The organism is Paraburkholderia edwinii (genome assembly GCF_019428685.1).
Lineage (GTDB): Bacteria > Pseudomonadota > Gammaproteobacteria > Burkholderiales > Burkholderiaceae > Paraburkholderia > Paraburkholderia edwinii.
Genome location: NZ_CP080095.1, coordinates 3,753,050 through 3,767,756, shown reverse-complemented (window position 1 = coordinate 3,767,756; position 14,707 = coordinate 3,753,050). Strand labels below are relative to the sequence as shown.

At 59.6% G+C, this 14,707-nt stretch carries 14 protein-coding genes and 3 pseudogenes; 11 read left to right on the top strand and 6 right to left on the bottom strand.

The window, feature by feature from the left end:
- Nucleotides 1–142 precede the first annotated feature (142 nt).
- Both KZJ38_RS16640 and KZJ38_RS16635 read left to right on the top strand, forming a co-directional pair.
- On the top strand, nt 143–2,533 hold the full coding sequence (locus tag KZJ38_RS16640) for a hybrid sensor histidine kinase/response regulator (protein WP_219797277.1): 2,391 nt from the start codon (nt 143–145) through the stop codon (nt 2,531–2,533).
- A gap of 380 nt (nt 2,534–2,913) precedes the next feature.
- Complete coding sequence (locus KZJ38_RS16635; RefSeq protein WP_219797275.1) at nt 2,914–3,411, top strand: DUF302 domain-containing protein; 498 nt, start codon at nt 2,914–2,916, stop codon at nt 3,409–3,411.
- 210 nt (nt 3,412–3,621) lie between these two features.
- Here the strand turns inward: KZJ38_RS16635 and KZJ38_RS16630 are convergent, their stop codons facing one another.
- A complete protein-coding gene (locus KZJ38_RS16630; RefSeq protein ID WP_219797273.1) occupies nt 3,622–3,885 on the bottom strand; it encodes a hypothetical protein in 264 nt (87 codons plus the stop codon).
- Nucleotides 3,886–3,941: 56 nt separating this feature from the next.
- Between KZJ38_RS16630 and KZJ38_RS16625 the strand changes: the two genes are divergently transcribed.
- The 5 genes from KZJ38_RS16625 (at nt 3,942) to KZJ38_RS16605 (ending at nt 8,161) form a co-directional block, all read left to right on the top strand.
- Entirely contained in the window at nt 3,942–4,220 is a 279-nt protein-coding gene (locus KZJ38_RS16625; protein ID WP_343223821.1) for a hypothetical protein, read from the top strand.
- A 93-nt stretch (nt 4,221–4,313) separates the two neighbouring features.
- Nucleotides 4,314–4,739, top strand: coding sequence for a CopG family transcriptional regulator (locus KZJ38_RS16620; RefSeq protein ID WP_219797271.1), 426 nt, complete (start codon nt 4,314–4,316; stop codon nt 4,737–4,739).
- Nucleotides 4,740–4,784: 45 nt separating this feature from the next.
- The gene (locus KZJ38_RS16615; protein WP_219797269.1) at nt 4,785–5,882 is read left to right on the top strand and encodes an extracellular catalytic domain type 1 short-chain-length polyhydroxyalkanoate depolymerase; all 1,098 of its coding nucleotides are present in this window, start codon (nt 4,785–4,787) and stop codon (nt 5,880–5,882) included.
- Between the two features lie 332 nt (nt 5,883–6,214).
- Nucleotides 6,215–7,219, top strand: coding sequence for a hypothetical protein (locus KZJ38_RS16610; RefSeq protein WP_219800395.1), 1,005 nt, complete (start codon nt 6,215–6,217; stop codon nt 7,217–7,219).
- Between the two features lie 261 nt (nt 7,220–7,480).
- Nucleotides 7,481–8,161 carry a VIT1/CCC1 transporter family protein gene (locus KZJ38_RS16605; protein WP_219797267.1) on the top strand — a complete coding sequence of 227 codons (681 nt, stop codon included), beginning with the start codon at nt 7,481–7,483 and terminating at the stop codon, nt 8,159–8,161.
- A 594-nt stretch (nt 8,162–8,755) separates the two neighbouring features.
- On the opposite strand, the pseudogene KZJ38_RS16600 reads toward KZJ38_RS16605, so the two are convergent.
- Nucleotides 8,756–8,995, bottom strand: a pseudogene (locus KZJ38_RS16600) (YSC84-related protein); the annotation flags it as partial.
- Between the two features lie 20 nt (nt 8,996–9,015).
- On the opposite strand from KZJ38_RS16600, the pseudogene KZJ38_RS16595 reads away from it, so the two are divergent.
- A pseudogene (locus tag KZJ38_RS16595) lies at nt 9,016–9,378 on the top strand (zinc-binding dehydrogenase); the annotation flags it as partial.
- A gap of 26 nt (nt 9,379–9,404) precedes the next feature.
- On the opposite strand, the gene KZJ38_RS36585 reads toward KZJ38_RS16595, so the two are convergent.
- Nucleotides 9,405–10,124 (bottom strand): Crp/Fnr family transcriptional regulator, encoded by a 720-nt coding sequence (locus KZJ38_RS36585; RefSeq protein WP_246641786.1) that lies wholly within the window; start codon nt 10,122–10,124, stop codon nt 9,405–9,407.
- Nucleotides 10,125–10,403: 279 nt separating this feature from the next.
- A pseudogene (locus KZJ38_RS36580) lies at nt 10,404–10,658 on the bottom strand (sensor histidine kinase); the annotation flags it as partial.
- Nucleotides 10,659–11,400: 742 nt separating this feature from the next.
- On the opposite strand from KZJ38_RS36580, the gene KZJ38_RS16585 reads away from it, so the two are divergent.
- The 3 genes from KZJ38_RS16585 to KZJ38_RS16575 all read left to right on the top strand — a co-directional run bounded on the left by KZJ38_RS16585 (nt 11,401) and on the right by KZJ38_RS16575 (nt 12,471).
- Complete coding sequence (locus tag KZJ38_RS16585) at nt 11,401–11,673, top strand: hypothetical protein (RefSeq protein ID WP_219797262.1); 273 nt, start codon at nt 11,401–11,403, stop codon at nt 11,671–11,673.
- 39 nt (nt 11,674–11,712) lie between these two features.
- Nucleotides 11,713–12,162 carry a type II toxin-antitoxin system HicB family antitoxin gene (locus KZJ38_RS16580; protein WP_219797260.1) on the top strand — a complete coding sequence of 150 codons (450 nt, stop codon included), beginning with the start codon at nt 11,713–11,715 and terminating at the stop codon, nt 12,160–12,162.
- A gap of 102 nt (nt 12,163–12,264) precedes the next feature.
- Nucleotides 12,265–12,471, top strand: a complete 207-nt coding sequence (locus KZJ38_RS16575; RefSeq protein WP_219797259.1) for a hypothetical protein — start codon at nt 12,265–12,267, stop codon at nt 12,469–12,471.
- Between the two features lie 226 nt (nt 12,472–12,697).
- Here KZJ38_RS16575 and KZJ38_RS16570 read toward each other — a convergent pair whose 3' ends face one another.
- Entirely contained in the window at nt 12,698–12,904 is a 207-nt protein-coding gene (locus KZJ38_RS16570) for a hypothetical protein (RefSeq protein WP_219797240.1), read from the bottom strand.
- 332 nt (nt 12,905–13,236) lie between these two features.
- Nucleotides 13,237–13,395 carry a DUF3309 family protein gene (locus KZJ38_RS16565; protein ID WP_246641508.1) on the bottom strand — a complete coding sequence of 53 codons (159 nt, stop codon included), beginning with the start codon at nt 13,393–13,395 and terminating at the stop codon, nt 13,237–13,239.
- Between the last annotated feature and the right edge of the window lie 1,312 nt (nt 13,396–14,707).

Genomic DNA, 14,707 nt, shown 5'->3' with positions numbered 1-14,707 from the left:
TTGGCTTGCGGGTGGCGAGCCAGGCCACCGCACGTTTCCGGTCACCTCCATGCACGAGGCCACGCCCGGGGGGGCGGTCCGGAACAGACGTGGAAAACGCAGCGCTGACCTTTGTCCCACAGAAATTTTAACGAGAGGTCCGATGGACGACGATCAGAACCAGGATAGCGATCTGTCATGGATGCAGTCCCTAATCAGGCGCGTTTCGGAATACGCGATCTTCAGGCTGACCGCGCGGGGAGACGTGGCTAGCTGGAACCCCGGCGCCGGACGCATCAAGGGCTACGAGCCTGGTGAAATAATCGGCCGGAATTTCTCCGTTTTCTACACAGAGGAGGACCGGCGCGGCGGTGTCCCTCAGCGGGGACTGGAGATCGCGCGTAGGTCCGGGCAATACGATACGGAAGGCTGGCGCGTACGCAAGGACGGTTCGCGGTTCTGGGCCAGCGTGCTCATCACGGCACTCTACGCGCCAGACGGCACATTCATCGGCTTCGGCAAGATCGTACGCGACACGACGGACAAGCGCCTCGCCTATGAAGCTGTCGTCGATAGCGAGCGGCGCTTCCGGCTGCTGGTCCAGGGCGTGACCGATTACTCGATCTTCATGCTGTCGCCCGAAGGGCATGTAACCAACTGGAATCTCGGCGCCGCGCGCATCAAGGGGTATCAGGCGGACGAAATCATTGGGGCGCATTTCAGCCGGTTCTATACACCGGAAGATGCGGCTGAAGGTCTGCCTGCTCGCAGTCTCGCCACCGCCGCGACCGAAGGGCGTTTCGAAACTGAGGGATGGCGCGTCAGGAAAGACGGCAGCCGGTTCTGGGCAAACGTCGTCATCGACGCAATCCGCGATGAAGAGGGGCAACTGGTCGGTTTCGCCAAGATCACACGCGACGTGACCGAGCGAAAGAACGCCCACGAAGAGCTCGAAAAGGCGCGTGCCGCGCTGCTTCAGTCGCAGAAGATGGAGGCGCTCGGCAAACTGACCGGCGGCGTGGCGCACGATTTCAATAACGTGCTGCAGGTCTTGCGCGGGAATCTGGAACTGCTCGAAGGGCGGCATGGCCGCGACGTCTGGACAAGAGAGCGTCTCGGCAAGGCGATTGAAGCGGTCGAGCATGGGGCAAACCTTGCGTCACAGCTATTGGCGTTCGGGCGCCGTCAGGCACTGCAGCCGGTTGTCGTGAATCTGGCCGTCATGCTGCGCAGCATGGACGACCTCCTCAGACGGGCACTCGGCGAGGTCATCAATGTAGAAACGGTTATTGCTGGCGGACTGTGGAACACGCTGGTCGACCCGAACCACCTTGAGAATGTCGTCCTGAACCTTGCCATCAACGCCCGCGACGCCATGCCGGAAGGCGGCAAACTGACGCTCGAGCTGTCGAACGCCATGCTCGACGATCACTACAGTGCACTCGACGCGGATGTCCGCGAGGGCCAATATGTGCTGCTGGCGATCACCGACACCGGAACCGGCATGCCCGCCGACGTGCTGGAGCGCGCTTTCGAGCCATTCTTTACGACCAAGCCGGAAGGGCAAGGCACGGGTCTGGGTCTGAGCATGGCGTATGGCTTCATCAAGCAGAGCGGTGGCCATATCAGGATTTACAGCGAGCCGGGACACGGAACGATCGTGAAGATCTATCTGCCGCGCTCGATGGAGAACACGGCCTGTCTCGAACCCGCAGAACCCGTTGCGCTCACCGGCGGGTCCGAGACCATTCTTGTGGTCGAGGACGACCGGCGCGTACAGGCAACCGTGGTCGAAACCCTCAGGCAACTGGGCTATGCGGTGCTCAAGGCGAACGACGCACAAAGCGCACTCGCTATCGTGCAAAGCGGCGCCCATATCGACCTCTTGTTCACGGACGTCGTGATGCCCGGCACGATGCGCAGCACCGAACTAGCCAGACTTGCGACGCGCTTGCTGCCACACCTGAAGGTTCTTTTTACGTCAGGTTATACACAGAATGCGATCGTCCACGGCGGCCGCCTGGACCCGGGCGTTCACCTGTTGAGCAAGCCTTATAGCCGGGAGCAGCTGGCGTCGAAGATTCGCCGGTTGCTAGGTCCGGCCCGCAGGAAAGACGTGAACACGGCGATGGACGAACAACCGTCCGGACTCACGCCGACGGGAGCGCCTCATGCGCCCGTAGGTCTCTCCATCCTGATCGTGGACGATGACAGGACGGCACGGGAGGCAATCAGCGAATTGCTCATCAACATGGGCTATGACGTGAAACAGGCCGGCAGCGCAGAAGAGGCGATGCCCATGCTGGCGATGGAAAGGCCGGACGTGCTTCTGACGGATATTGTCCTCCCGGGCCAGTCTGGAATCGAATTCGCAAGGGCGGCTGTCGAGCGCCATCCAGGTATCAGGATAGTGTTTGCGTCGGGGGGCGACGCGCCGTCTCGCAATGAGCTCGGGTTCAAATGTGCTTCGCTTCGCAAGCCGTTCAGTGTGGAACAACTGCATACCCTGATCGCAGCGATGCATGAACGGACGCACAGGAAAAAAGACGAGTGAGCCGATCGCCTGGCGCACGGCTAAACGGTGACTTGGTGGCAGTGTCGATTTGCGACGACATCTAATGATGAGCGAATACCGGACGTTCCTCGATCTCGTCGCAGAGTTCGCTTTGGGTCTGGTCGCGTCCGGCTGTTCGGCAACCAAATGCCTCTTCCATACAACGATGAGACGGTGCTTGGCCAGAGCGGCCTTGGACAGGCGCACATGCTTCGCTTCGCGCCGCTCTAGCCGATCGTCCACGCAAAACCCGCCCGGCATTGCGGATCATTTGACATGTGTTCTTTCACAGTTCGAACCATCAGGCGCATCGCTTCACCAGGCCGAATTTTTGCTGCAACGCTTGTTGAATACAACGCAACGCGTTATCGGAGAGTGCAGTGCTTGAGAAGACAACGGTAGATCACATTACACTGAAGACCGCCACGCCGTTTCAGATGGTGGTGAAGGCGTTTGAAGCGCAGGTCGGAACGGTTGAGGACGTCGGCTGCCGGTCCATTCCGGAAGCTGCAACTGACAGGCAGGATTTCGAACGTCGGGTGAAAGCGGTATTGGGTCCAGGCGGCTTCACCCGGCTCGCGACCTTCGATCACGGGCGTTGGGCCGCATTTGAAGGGCATCCTCACAAGCTGATCATGTACATCATCGGTAATCCGCTGATTGCCATCACGATGATTCAACACGACATCGAGGCGGGACTTGATGTTCCTGTACGCGTTGCAATTTATGAGGACGCGGACGGACAAACCCGGTTTGTGTACAACAAGCCGTCAACGTTGATGGGCAATCTGACGAATGCGGCGCTCCACGAAGCGGCGCTGAAGCTCGACGAGAAAATGTTGACGCTAGCAAATCGTGCGATCGGAGGTGCGCAGTAGTGTTTCGAAACTGCGCACATCTGGCATGAAACGCATTCGCCTGAACGGAGTTCCGCAGCTGGCACCACGGGAAAGCGCGAGGCGTCGAAGCCCCGGGCCGGCCGCGGCGCATCGACGTGCGCCTCGGATAAGTGCTACACGAGCGGTGCAGTTCGTGATGCGCTCGGGCTTTGTCCTCGACCGGACCGGTTCGCTGGCTGCGGCCCCTGATCACACGCGCTCCCGGGCAACGAAAGCGCAATCCGCGAACGTATGTGCGCGGTGCTCGGCAAAGCGGGCGGCCTCCTCTACAGAGATGAAGTTCACCGGCTCGGTGGAACTGGCGATGACGTTTGCGGATACAAAAGGCCCCTCTTTATAAAGAAGCCATGTGACGCCGTAGCGCGGTTCTGATCCATTGACGGAGGCGCTTTTGTGCTCGTTGATGCGTACGAGCACGCCCAGCCCGCGATAAGGCAGGCAATTTAAGTCCATGATGTCCGGCTCCTGTTAGGGATGCATACTGTGTTGCGCAATGGTTGTTCCACGGTATGCTGGACGCTGGCACGCCGCGCAAATTGTGGCGCCGGAGCGCAGGCTTCGGCCAGCATGAACGGGAGAAGACAGTGATCAGGCTGATCCGAATATTGACCTTCGCGGTCGCGATGACAGGCTGTGTTGCTGCCCAACTTTATGGCTACGGCGACCGGGCGTACGGCTACGGTCCGGGCTACTACACGCCGGGCACAAGCATCGGGATCAGCATCGGCGGCAGCAGTTTCAACGGCGGCAGCGTCGGCGGCGGGGTCGGCATCGGCGTCGGTTTCTGATATCGGACGGGATTTCATTCCCGCAGCGAAATATGTTGCATCGCAGCTAAAACCAGCCTATAACCATCCGTATGGATGGTCACTGGATGGAATATGAAAAAAACTGCGATTCCCGAGACCCTTCGCACCAAAGGCGGAGAGTCCGAAAAAATCACGATCAATCTCGTTCCCGTAGACCTCGGTCAGATCGATCTTCTCGTTGAAGAAGGCTTCTATTCGAACCGTACCGACCTGATCCGAACAGCCATCCGCAATCAGCTTGCGTTACACGCTCAGGTCGTTCAGGAGACCGTCACACGCCGCGCGCTCGTGCTCGGCATGCAGCATTTTTCCAGGCAGGACCTTGAGGCAGTCCGCACGGCGCGCGAGCGTCTCGACATCCAGGTGCTCGGGCTGGCAAGCATTGCGGCTGACGTGTCACCGGAACTTGCACGCGCAACGATTGGAAGTGTCGCGGTGCTGGGGGCATTTCACGCGACGCCGGCCGTCAAGGCAGCGCTCGCCGACCGTATCCGGTAGCCCCCGCGGCCGAACCTGACATCACTCTGCTTACCGGACCACATCATGAAACTGAATGAAGGATTCCTGAACTCGATGCACGAAGCGATGGCCTTGTTGCGTACACGCGGCCCTGCCGAAGCGACGGCGGCAATTCAACGCGCGTTGCGCGGCGAAGGCGCTCGTGCCGCTAACCACAGGTCGGATGAAACCGTATCCACACCTGTGGATGCCCCGCTCTACCGGGGGAAGATAAACGAAATCCCTCCACGTGTGACGGAACAGGGACGCACCGATGTCGAAGATCGCGGGCATTTCAGCATGCACGCGTATTCGAATGCGGCTGGCCGCCGGCAATATCGGCTCTATGTGCCCGCCGGGACCGCAAGCACACCGATGCCGCTCGTTGTCATGCTGCACGGTTGCACCCAGGACGCTGATGACTTTGCAGCCGGCACCCAGATGAATGCGCTCGCGGAGCGTCACCGGTTTCTTGTCGCGTATCCGGTGCAGCCGAAGCAGGCCAATCCGTCGAAGTGCTGGAACTGGTTCAGGCCGGGTGATCAGTCGCGAGAACGCGGCGAGCCGGCCCTGATCGCGGGCATCACGCGCGAGATCATTGCCATGCACGATGTCGACCCTACGCGGGTGTACGTGGCGGGCCTGTCCGCCGGCGGCGCAATGGCGGCAATCATGATTAGCGAGTATCCCGAACTGTACGCCGCGGCCGGCGTACATTCCGGTCTTGCTGCGCGTTGTGCGCATAACTTGCCGTCTGCGCTCGCCGCGATGAAAGGGGGCACACATCCCGCAGAGGCGCGACGCACGCAATCCCAGCCGTTTGCGCCGCAACGGCCCGTGATTGTTTTTCATGGCGATGCTGATGCCACGGTTCACCTGTCGAATGCCGGCCGAATCGTGCGCGATTTTGAAAGACAACACGATGGAGTTGACGAAGAGCGTCGTAGCGGGGCGGGCCGACGTGACTGCACGGTAGTGCAGCTGGTTTCCCGCGGCGGCGTCGATGCCGAGCTATGGACCATTCACGGCGCGCCGCACGCATGGGCAGGGGGCAGTGCGCGCGGCAGTTTTACGGACGCAAGCGGGCCGGACGCGAGTGGCGAAATGCTACGCTTCTTTCTTGAACATCCGCAACGTCCGTAGTGCAGGCCAGCGCAGTGTCGTGCCGGTGCCGCTATTCGATCTCATTTTAGGGATGTCGTCTTGCACGGCGGCATGCGCAGCATGGAGTCTTCGGTCGGCCATGACAGACAATCGATTGCGGCATCCCGGGGTGACGGGAGAAGTTGGCCCGCAAACGAAGGGGCCAAAGCCCAAAGTTTGAAGATAGTTATATTGTCTGGTTCGTTGGCTACGCAACGTTTCGCAAACGTTTCCTCGTTCGTCGGGACCGCATGAACTGCCTTCTACCGGTATCCTCCGACGGACAGACGTAGCGAAGGATTCCAAACTTTCCTGCACGACGATCCCGCGTGATCACAGACTCGAACAAAGGTAAAGGCCGCACAAGCGCCGCCCGTGTGGTCGTTTGCGCCGCCTTTTGCGTCGCAAGCGGGACCGTTCAGGCGCAGGAATTCTCCCTGCTCGCCGGCCCGCTCAGAAGCGGCAGCCAGAACACCTATTCATGGGAAGCCAATTATCGCGAAGGACTCGGGCGCTATGTCGCCTGGAGTTTCTCCTGGCTAAACGAAGGCCACATTCCCGACCACCATCGTGACGGCCAGGCCCTGCAAATCTGGGGACGTTTGCCCCTATGGGACGACCGGCTGGAACTGTCGGCGGGCGCGGGCCCCTATCGGTATTTTGATACGAGCGCGGCGCAGGCGGGGGGCGACTACGCCAATACGCACGGCTGGGGCGGCATGTTGACTTTGCGCGCGGCGTATTACTTCGACAACCGATGGATTGTCGAGATGAAGCTGAATCGCGTGCAGGCTTTCGGCGGTCCTGACACGACCGCGCTGCTCTTCGGCGTCGGCTATCAGCTCGATGCGCCCGAGGCTCGCGGACCTCGCGCCCGGGCCGCGTCGCGCACCGCAAACGTCACCAGCAACGAAGTCATGGTCATGGTCGGTACGACCATCCTGAACAGTCTCGACTCGGAATCGAACGTGGCGGAAAGCATCGAGTACCGACGAGGCCTATGGCGCTATGTGGATTTCACCGCATCCTATCTGCACGAGGGCGGGCACGTGCAATCGCGCCGGGACGGCATCGCCATGCAGCTGTGGGCGACGCGCGCATTTTTCGACGACAGGCTCACCCTGGGTGTCGGCGCAGGCCCATATCTGTCGGTCACGCAGAATGACGACCTGCCGCAAAACCGCACCGGTGATGGCCGCTTTTCGGGTCTTGTATCAGTGTCGGCGAGCTATCGGCTGTCGCACCGTTGGCTGGCCCGCGTCACGTGGAATCGCATGGTCACCCGGTACAACCGCGATGCAGACATCATCGAGGGAGGTTTCGGCGTGCGCTTCTAGAAGATCACAGGTGTATATCGCATCGCGTAGGCTACGAGGGCCATTGGGTACCTTCAGATCTTTGATTGATGTCGTACGCATGGGTCCGTGAACCTGAATAGCCGTCAAGCAAATTGCGCCTGCCATGGTCCACCGCTTCCCACTTCAGCCGCAATGGACCGAAACAGGAGCGCCAATCTGTCGTCTCTTTCATATACTGCTCATACGACAGTCCTGTTGGCACCAGGTGCGACGTCATGCGCCTGACTTGAGTCGCGGCAAATGAGCGCTATTACACCGGCCGGACACTCCGAACCTGAACAACGCGAACGGATTCTTAATACTGTCGACCGCGTCTGCGAACTGTGTTTTGGTCTGTTCATGGCCTTGACGTTCGTCGGTGCGGTCAAGGCAGCCACCGCTGGTGAAGACGCCGGGCACAAGTTGTTCCTCACCGCATTTGGATGCAATCTCGCCTGGGGGCTCGCCGACGCCGTGATGTATCTCGTACGCACGTTCGCCGATCGGGGGCAGCGCCTGAAGCTCGCACTGACCGTGAAGCAGGAGCAGGACAGGGCCGTCGGTGTGCGTGCTCTGCGTGACGCGTTGCCGGCGAAGCTGCGGCAGCTCGTCGAAGACACTGACCTCGAGCGGATCCGCGCGCGGCTCGCGACCCTGTCGACACTGCCGCCTCGCGCGAATCTCGTGCGTGGTGACTTTGTCGGTGCGCTGGGAATCTTTCTGCTTGTCGTCCTGGGAACCTTCCCGGTCGCGCTGCCGTTTCTGATCATCAACGATCTCACGGCGGCACTGATCGCCTCGCGACTGCTGACCCTCGCGATACTCTTTACCGCGGGCTTTGCGCTGGGACGCTACACGGGCGCAGGGGCAATGAAAGCGGGCTTTGCGATGACCGCGCTGGGCGTTCTGTTGACGGTGGCGATTATTGCGCTGGGCGGATGACCGACGCAGTTTGCTCTGAGGGCAACGCGGGGTATCCGGCCTCTTCGCCGACGGAATTGGGTGACACCGCACATCGCAGTACGGATGTCCTCCGTACTGCTGGCCGCCGTGAGTCCTGGCGCTGTCATGGCCGGCGACTAAAGGGGTCCTACATGTGAATGTCGAAACTGAGCCTCGCGCAATTGAAAGACGGCGCGAGCCTGGCGTTGCTGGCTGCTGCTGGCGGCCATCCCGGTCGCGGAGGCGAGCAATCTCAACTTCCTCAATGACACGCCCATGTCGTACATCAAGAAAGCCGACATTGATTCGATGAAGCGTACACTGCTCGAAGTGCTCAATAAAAAGAAGGATGGCGAGACGACTCGATGGACAAACGAGAACACAGGCAATAGCGTAAAAATAAACGCAACCATGGTCCCTGCGAGCACAGATCAGGAAGGGAAAAAGACCTGCCGTCGTGTATCTGTCGTCCTCACTGCGAAAGGGCAGTCGATGGATCTTCATCCGAAATTTTGCGGTACCACCCCACCGACTGGACGTTACAGAAACGATGAAGTTAGCTGCGTCTGTTCGCTGGCCTTTCGGACGCGGCAATCAGATCCTGAGCGGCGTCACCTTGGTACCGGCAAGCGAGACGTCCGCCATCAGCCCGGCGTTTGTCATCACGATGACCTCGACAGGCGCCGTGGCCGTCGTTGTGTCGATCGGTCCGTTTGCGCCGATCTTCACGAGCGCCACAGACGCATCGCCGGCAACCGTCCAGCCCTTCGAGTTCCGGAACTGATCGAGCGCGTCGGACGTCATGAACAGAAAGACAATCGCCTTCGATTGCGCCCAGAAGGTGGTCCGTGAAGGCTGTGATGAGCATGCCCGCCGGTTTCGGAGTCGACACCGCGATCGAGGCGGTCGGCATTCCAGCAACGTTCGAACTGTGTGAGGAACTGATCGCGCCGGGCGGGACAATCGGCAACATCGGCTTGCATGGAACCAAGGTCGATCTGCATCTCGAACGTCTTTGGGATCGTAACATTACGATCACCACGCGGCTGGTCGATCCGTTTAGCACACCCATGCTTCTCAGCAGCCCGCATTCCAGAAGAATCGACGCAAACCTATTGATCACGCACCGCTTCCGTCTCGATGATATTCTCGACGCTTACGAGACTTTTTCGCACGCGACGGATACGCGGGCGCTGAAGGTGAAAATCGAGGTCTAAAGGGTGTTGATGACACGGCGCGACCTCTACAGTGCTTTCAGATCGGGTAACAGGCGGTCGAATTCCCGCCTCACCACGCTGTAGCACTCGCATACGCGTGCTTCCAGTCCGGGGCGATCCAGTACCTCTATGTGCCCGTGACTGTAGCGAATCAGCCCCGCGTCTTGCAGTTTCAAGGCCGCTTCGGTGACCCCCGAGCGCCGCACGCCAAGCATGTTGGCGATCAGTTCCTGCGTCATTTTCAGTTCGTTGGAGGGCAGGCGATCTATGCTGAGCAGCAGCCATCGACAGAGTTGCTGGTCGATCGAATGATGACGGTTGCACACGGCTGTCTGTGCCATCTGGGTGATCAGTGCCTGGGTGTAGCGCAACAAGAGCCGCTGCACCGGGCCAGCGCGGTGAAATTCTTCTTTCAGAATCCGCGCATCGAGTCGGTACGCCGCGCCGGCGCTTTGCACGATCGCCCGGCTCGGCGTGGTCTCCCCACCCATGAACAGTGCGATACCGATGATCCCCTCATTGCCGACGATCGCAATTTCTGCTGACGCACCGTCTTCCATGACGTATAGGAGCGAGACGATCGCCGTTGTCGGAAAATATACGTAATCGAGGCGATCGCCGGATTCATATACGACCTGGCCCAATGGCATATCGACGCGAACCAGGTGAGATGCCACCCGCGCCCACTCCGCTTCCTGCAGAACGGAGAGCAGATGGTTTTTCCTTGCAGGATCCACGTTTGCCATGTACCGCTCCTCGACGTCCCGTTGAAAACCGTGCGACAGAGGGCCGCCGCCGCTATGCGTAACCCGGCGAAGCGGCCCATTCAAATTGTAGTTCGTGAGTTTCAGCGCGGCATTATGCGGGGTTCTGGCGATTTGCAGCATAAAACGATGAAAGTACCGCGGTAACTGCGAATCTCGATCGCGCTTTCGCAGGAAGGAAATACTGCGCTGCGCTGCAATGACAGGCAGCCGTAGTCTGAATTCGCTCCCAGATCCTGGTCCCGCGCTGCTCGCTGACACGGTTCCTCCATGCGCGTGGGCAACTGCACTTACGACGGCAAGCCCGATGCTGAGACCGCCGGAACTGGCCGCCATCGTCCGGCCGTCGAAAACATGCGGCAGCAGCTCGGCCGAAATGCCGAGCCAAGGGTCGCTCACGCGCAAAACCAGGTGTGTTCGTCCCAAATACGCGAAGAAGTGGATATGCTCGCTTGGCGGTGTGTACTTCACGGCGTTGTGCAAGATTTCATCGGTCACTTTGGTCCCACTGTGCATGTCGACGCAGATGCATGCCCGTACGGCACCGTACCGACGTTTGACACAGGCAAACGCACCCTGACCGCGGGCGCCTCGTATCTCTCACAAGGAAACGTGCCCAGGGCAGTCTCGCACAACAAACTTAGCCCGGTTGCCCGTTCAGGTCACTCGACAAACGAGGAGTGGTCACATGATCTTCACCAGATCACACTATTTTTCCGCCGCGTTCGTAGCGGAGAGACGTTGCAGCACCATTGCGCTGTTGGACGATTCAATTCGCGAAAGCCCGCGTTGGCTGTCCAATCCGCCTGCCGCGTGCATACAGAGCTGCGTCGCGTGCTCGAACCAAAGCTGGGCGATATGTCGCGACGGAATCGTGCTTGTACCGCCGACTGCGATGTAGTCCGCAATCTGAGGCGCGCCAATGCGGTCTCAGGGAATGACGCAGCACCGCCACGCGCGCAGCCGGCACTCGCGCCGGGTACTGCGGGACCGGGCATCGGGTAGGTAATGGCGATGCACAACTCACGCGCAAGCACGAAAACTACGCCCTGCACGAGCAGGTCGTTGGACGGACTCGCCGTCCGAAGGGGGGCGGCAAGACGCTGGCCTCCAATTTACATCCGCACGATTTAGATTGCCTTGCTGCATCATCAAGCGCATTGTGAAGTGATCCAGATGTACCTCTGGCCGCCCTTTTTTGCGCATCCGGACAGGCACAGTTCAATGACGGTCAGCACCATTTACGGAGCGCGTCATCATGACCATTCCCACCATCGAATACAGAGGATACGAGTTACGCGCGTACGCTCATCAAGAGTTTCCGCTGCACCGTGACCCGTATGCCAAAGGTCCGCGGCAGTTTTCGTCTGTCGTGCGCATCGACACCATTCAGCCCGGCGAGGCAAAGGCCCGGCGCTATGCCACGTTGTTCACTACAACAAGTCCCACCACCGCGGGTGATGCCATCGACCTCGCGATGCAATACGGCAGGGACATCGTCGACGGCAACGTTCAGGCGAGCAGACTCTGACTGAATGCCAGTCGGTCCGCAGCTGGAGTGGAGCAGGACATGCAATATCCGTCTTGTGTGCACCGCGATGGCGACACTGGCTTTCGCGCCAGTTTCCCCAATTTCCCCGGTGCCGCTGCGCACGGCAATTCGATGGATGAACTGAAGGTCGACGCGCAGGAGGCTGTCGAATTGGCGTATGACCGCAGCGAGCAACTCATACCCACTACCACCTGCAGTACATCGGAATTGCATGTGCTCGACATGGACGATGGAGAGGGAATCTGGACGCTTGTCGACATCAATTGCGCGCGGGTTACCTCGCAGGCCGTGGGCATCCAGTTCAATCTTCTCGAAAGTCTGCTGCAACAAGTCGATCTGGCAGCAAGAGGACGTCACATCACACGCGCTGCGTTGATCACGCTGGCCGTCGTCCACGAACTTGCGAGCCGGTACGAAGGACACTTGTCCAGCATGCCTGTGTCCCAACGGGTCTTCGTGGACGGATGACGTGTGCGTCACGAACACCGTTACGATGTGTCGCGCCGTCCCGGCTATCAGGGCGGCGCTAACCGCCTGTCGGCGAACCACTATGTCTCACAGGAGTGGATCATGAACGATGACCAGGTCAATGCGGAAGAGCTGGCAGAAAGTAAAAGACGCAGAGAAGCCATGCAGCGTGCGACGGATGATGGTATGCCGGTTGCCGCGGAAATTGAAGAGCGAGACGCCGCGGAGATCCCATACAGGAAGCCGAAGCAATGGATCAGGCACGCGAGGAAATGGCTAGGCGCTGGCAGCGGCTCGATGCGATCCTGACCATGGGCGGTTCAAACAAGACGACGCGCCCTCGCGTGGAAACGGGGAAAAAAACCGGTAAAAGGTCGCTTTGGCAGGCTCTATAAGCTGGCACAACATCGGTGGCGTACAGTGCCCGGTGGCCTTGTACGTTTCACGGGCTTCATTCAATACACTTGCTGGTTGGCGAGCGATACGGAGGGAATGAATTGCTCCATGTGCCTAACGTCGAATCGACACGATCGCATCACTCCTTCCCGCCGCCGTCGATTCCGCTTCCAGTTCGCCATACCTGCTTGCCCTGATCGGATAGCTCGCCGCAACTATGCTCGGCGTCGGCCTCCATGCCTTCTATAGCCATGACGCCGCCCGCCTGTTCCTGCGCCTTCTGTTTCTGCTTGTGTCGCGCTGCGACGGCTTCATCGTGCGACCTGCCTGCGTAGTTCAGGGTCATTTCGTCCACTCCTCCAGCGCCAGTCTTTACAACGTGACACGTGCCCGGTGCTTCCGGAAATCGCTCCGTGCAGATCCGGGCTATCCGGGTTCGCTGCGCGTACGCGAAGCATGACTACAAACCGAGTCTATCGCGCAGCCGGTCGAGCACGTGGTGCTCGCTCAACCAGCGAATCTCCTGCTTTCGCGCTACGCCTTTCCGATACCGGTGAAAGGAGGCCGAGAAAATCAACATCATGGCTGTCAAGATGCCCCACATCGCGTAAGTCATGGTCTTCCCTGAATTTTTGGCGTTAGATATGGCCGGATCAACCTGTAGCGAGAACGCGTGTCCTACGTCTTTCCCATCAAAACCCGTACAAGTACGGCAAGCGCGACCACTCCTGGCGCGCTGCTCGGGAAGTATCCCCACCTTCGGTTAGGCGGCCATCGTGGCAGCGCAGAGACCAGCAGTACGACCGCGACGATCGGTACAAGAACGCCTATATCCATGTCGAATCCTTCTGAGCGCTGGTGGCGCGACAACGCCCGTAGCCCATCCCGACTCTTGCGTGAAGCTACGTCTTCCGCGCGGTCGCGAATCCAGCTGAGGCAAGCCGCGTTTGTCTACCTTTGAGCGCTCAGCGTAATGAGCAGGCGACGGCTTGTCTGTACGGTGTCGTACCGCTTGTCGACCTGTATGACGTGGCATCAAAAACTGCACATGAGGGTTGGGTACCACCTCATACCTTGTACGATAGCGGGCAGACGTTCGGTGCCGTTCGAGCGTACCGAGGCAGCGGTCGCATCTTCAGAGATACAGCACGATCAATCAATCACACGAGTCGACGATGACGCCTGCACTAAAGACCACAGGGGTAGGGATAGGAACTGGTGCTATCCCGACACGGGGGTGTTCGATGATTTCCCTGGGCACTCCAGCGCGATTGAATGACCCACCGGGTGTGCGTTTCGACTTCGCGCGCATACAACTCGCCGGACCCGGCTGGGCGACGATCCTGAACAACTTCAGCGTTGCAGTTCGCGTCCCCGACGCAGACACCCTTGCGGTGGTATGGAGCGCGCAGGGAAAGTCCCGTGCGTGCCGGTCTTTACGACGATGGCGTCGCTGACGTCATTTGGTTCTTCTGCTTGTACCACCAGAGCATCGCTCTGCCGCTCGCGTATTTTTCAGACTCGTTGCCCCGACAGTGTGGTGCACATCTCGAAGGACGACCCGTGAACTACCACGGGCATAGGGTGGGCGCTGGGAGTGGCAGGATGATGTTCCGACGCAGTTGCAAAAGTGCGATCGCGCAGCTGGAAAATTCGTCTACGCTTTGGACGTTACGGCGTGCCGCTAGCGGGCGTCCGTTGGTGAACACCGCTCGGGTTTACGTCGTTATTTCTGAAGGCACGTGTGTTTTGGCTGCGCGGAGCATCTTCCGGATGCATTGCATCTCGTTCCCCCGGTCCCTTCTTTTGATTTAGTTTGCTTTGTGGCGCCACTGAGCGCATTGTGAAGTCGTCCAGTGCACCGCGGACAGCTTTTTCGCTCCCCGGATAAATACGGTTCAGTGACGTTCAGCATCGCTATGGAGCGCGTCATCCCGACCATGCCGACCATCGAGTGCAGACGGTACGGCTATTTGCGTACTCGTCAGCAGTTCCCGCTGCATCCGACCCGTATGCCAAACGTCCGCGTCAGTTCTTGTCCATCATGCGAATAGACGCCACTTAACCCGACGAGGGCAAAGTCCGGCGCTATGCGACGTTGTTCGTTAGAGCAAGTCTCACCAACGCGGGTGATGCCACCGACCTCGCG

Excerpts from the sequence above, each read along its gene's own strand:
- KZJ38_RS16640 (WP_219797277.1), top strand. The coding sequence starts at position 143 with ATGGACGACGATCAGAACCAGGATAGCGATCTGTCATGGATGCAGTCC.
- KZJ38_RS16630 (WP_219797273.1), bottom strand. The coding sequence starts at position 3,885 with ATGGACTTAAATTGCCTGCCTTATCGCGGGCTGGGCGTGCTCGTACGC.
- KZJ38_RS16625 (WP_343223821.1), top strand. The coding sequence starts at position 3,942 with ATGCTGGACGCTGGCACGCCGCGCAAATTGTGGCGCCGGAGCGCAGGC.
- KZJ38_RS16620 (WP_219797271.1), top strand. The coding sequence starts at position 4,314 with ATGAAAAAAACTGCGATTCCCGAGACCCTTCGCACCAAAGGCGGAGAG.
- KZJ38_RS16615 (WP_219797269.1), top strand. The coding sequence starts at position 4,785 with ATGAAACTGAATGAAGGATTCCTGAACTCGATGCACGAAGCGATGGCC.
- KZJ38_RS16605 (WP_219797267.1), top strand. The coding sequence starts at position 7,481 with ATGAGCGCTATTACACCGGCCGGACACTCCGAACCTGAACAACGCGAA.
- KZJ38_RS36585 (WP_246641786.1), bottom strand. The coding sequence starts at position 10,124 with ATGGCAAACGTGGATCCTGCAAGGAAAAACCATCTGCTCTCCGTTCTG.
- KZJ38_RS16585 (WP_219797262.1), top strand. The coding sequence starts at position 11,401 with ATGACCATTCCCACCATCGAATACAGAGGATACGAGTTACGCGCGTAC.
- KZJ38_RS16580 (WP_219797260.1), top strand. The coding sequence starts at position 11,713 with ATGCAATATCCGTCTTGTGTGCACCGCGATGGCGACACTGGCTTTCGC.
- KZJ38_RS16575 (WP_219797259.1), top strand. The coding sequence starts at position 12,265 with ATGAACGATGACCAGGTCAATGCGGAAGAGCTGGCAGAAAGTAAAAGA.
- KZJ38_RS16570 (WP_219797240.1), bottom strand. The coding sequence starts at position 12,904 with ATGACCCTGAACTACGCAGGCAGGTCGCACGATGAAGCCGTCGCAGCG.
- KZJ38_RS16565 (WP_246641508.1), bottom strand. The coding sequence starts at position 13,395 with ATGGATATAGGCGTTCTTGTACCGATCGTCGCGGTCGTACTGCTGGTC.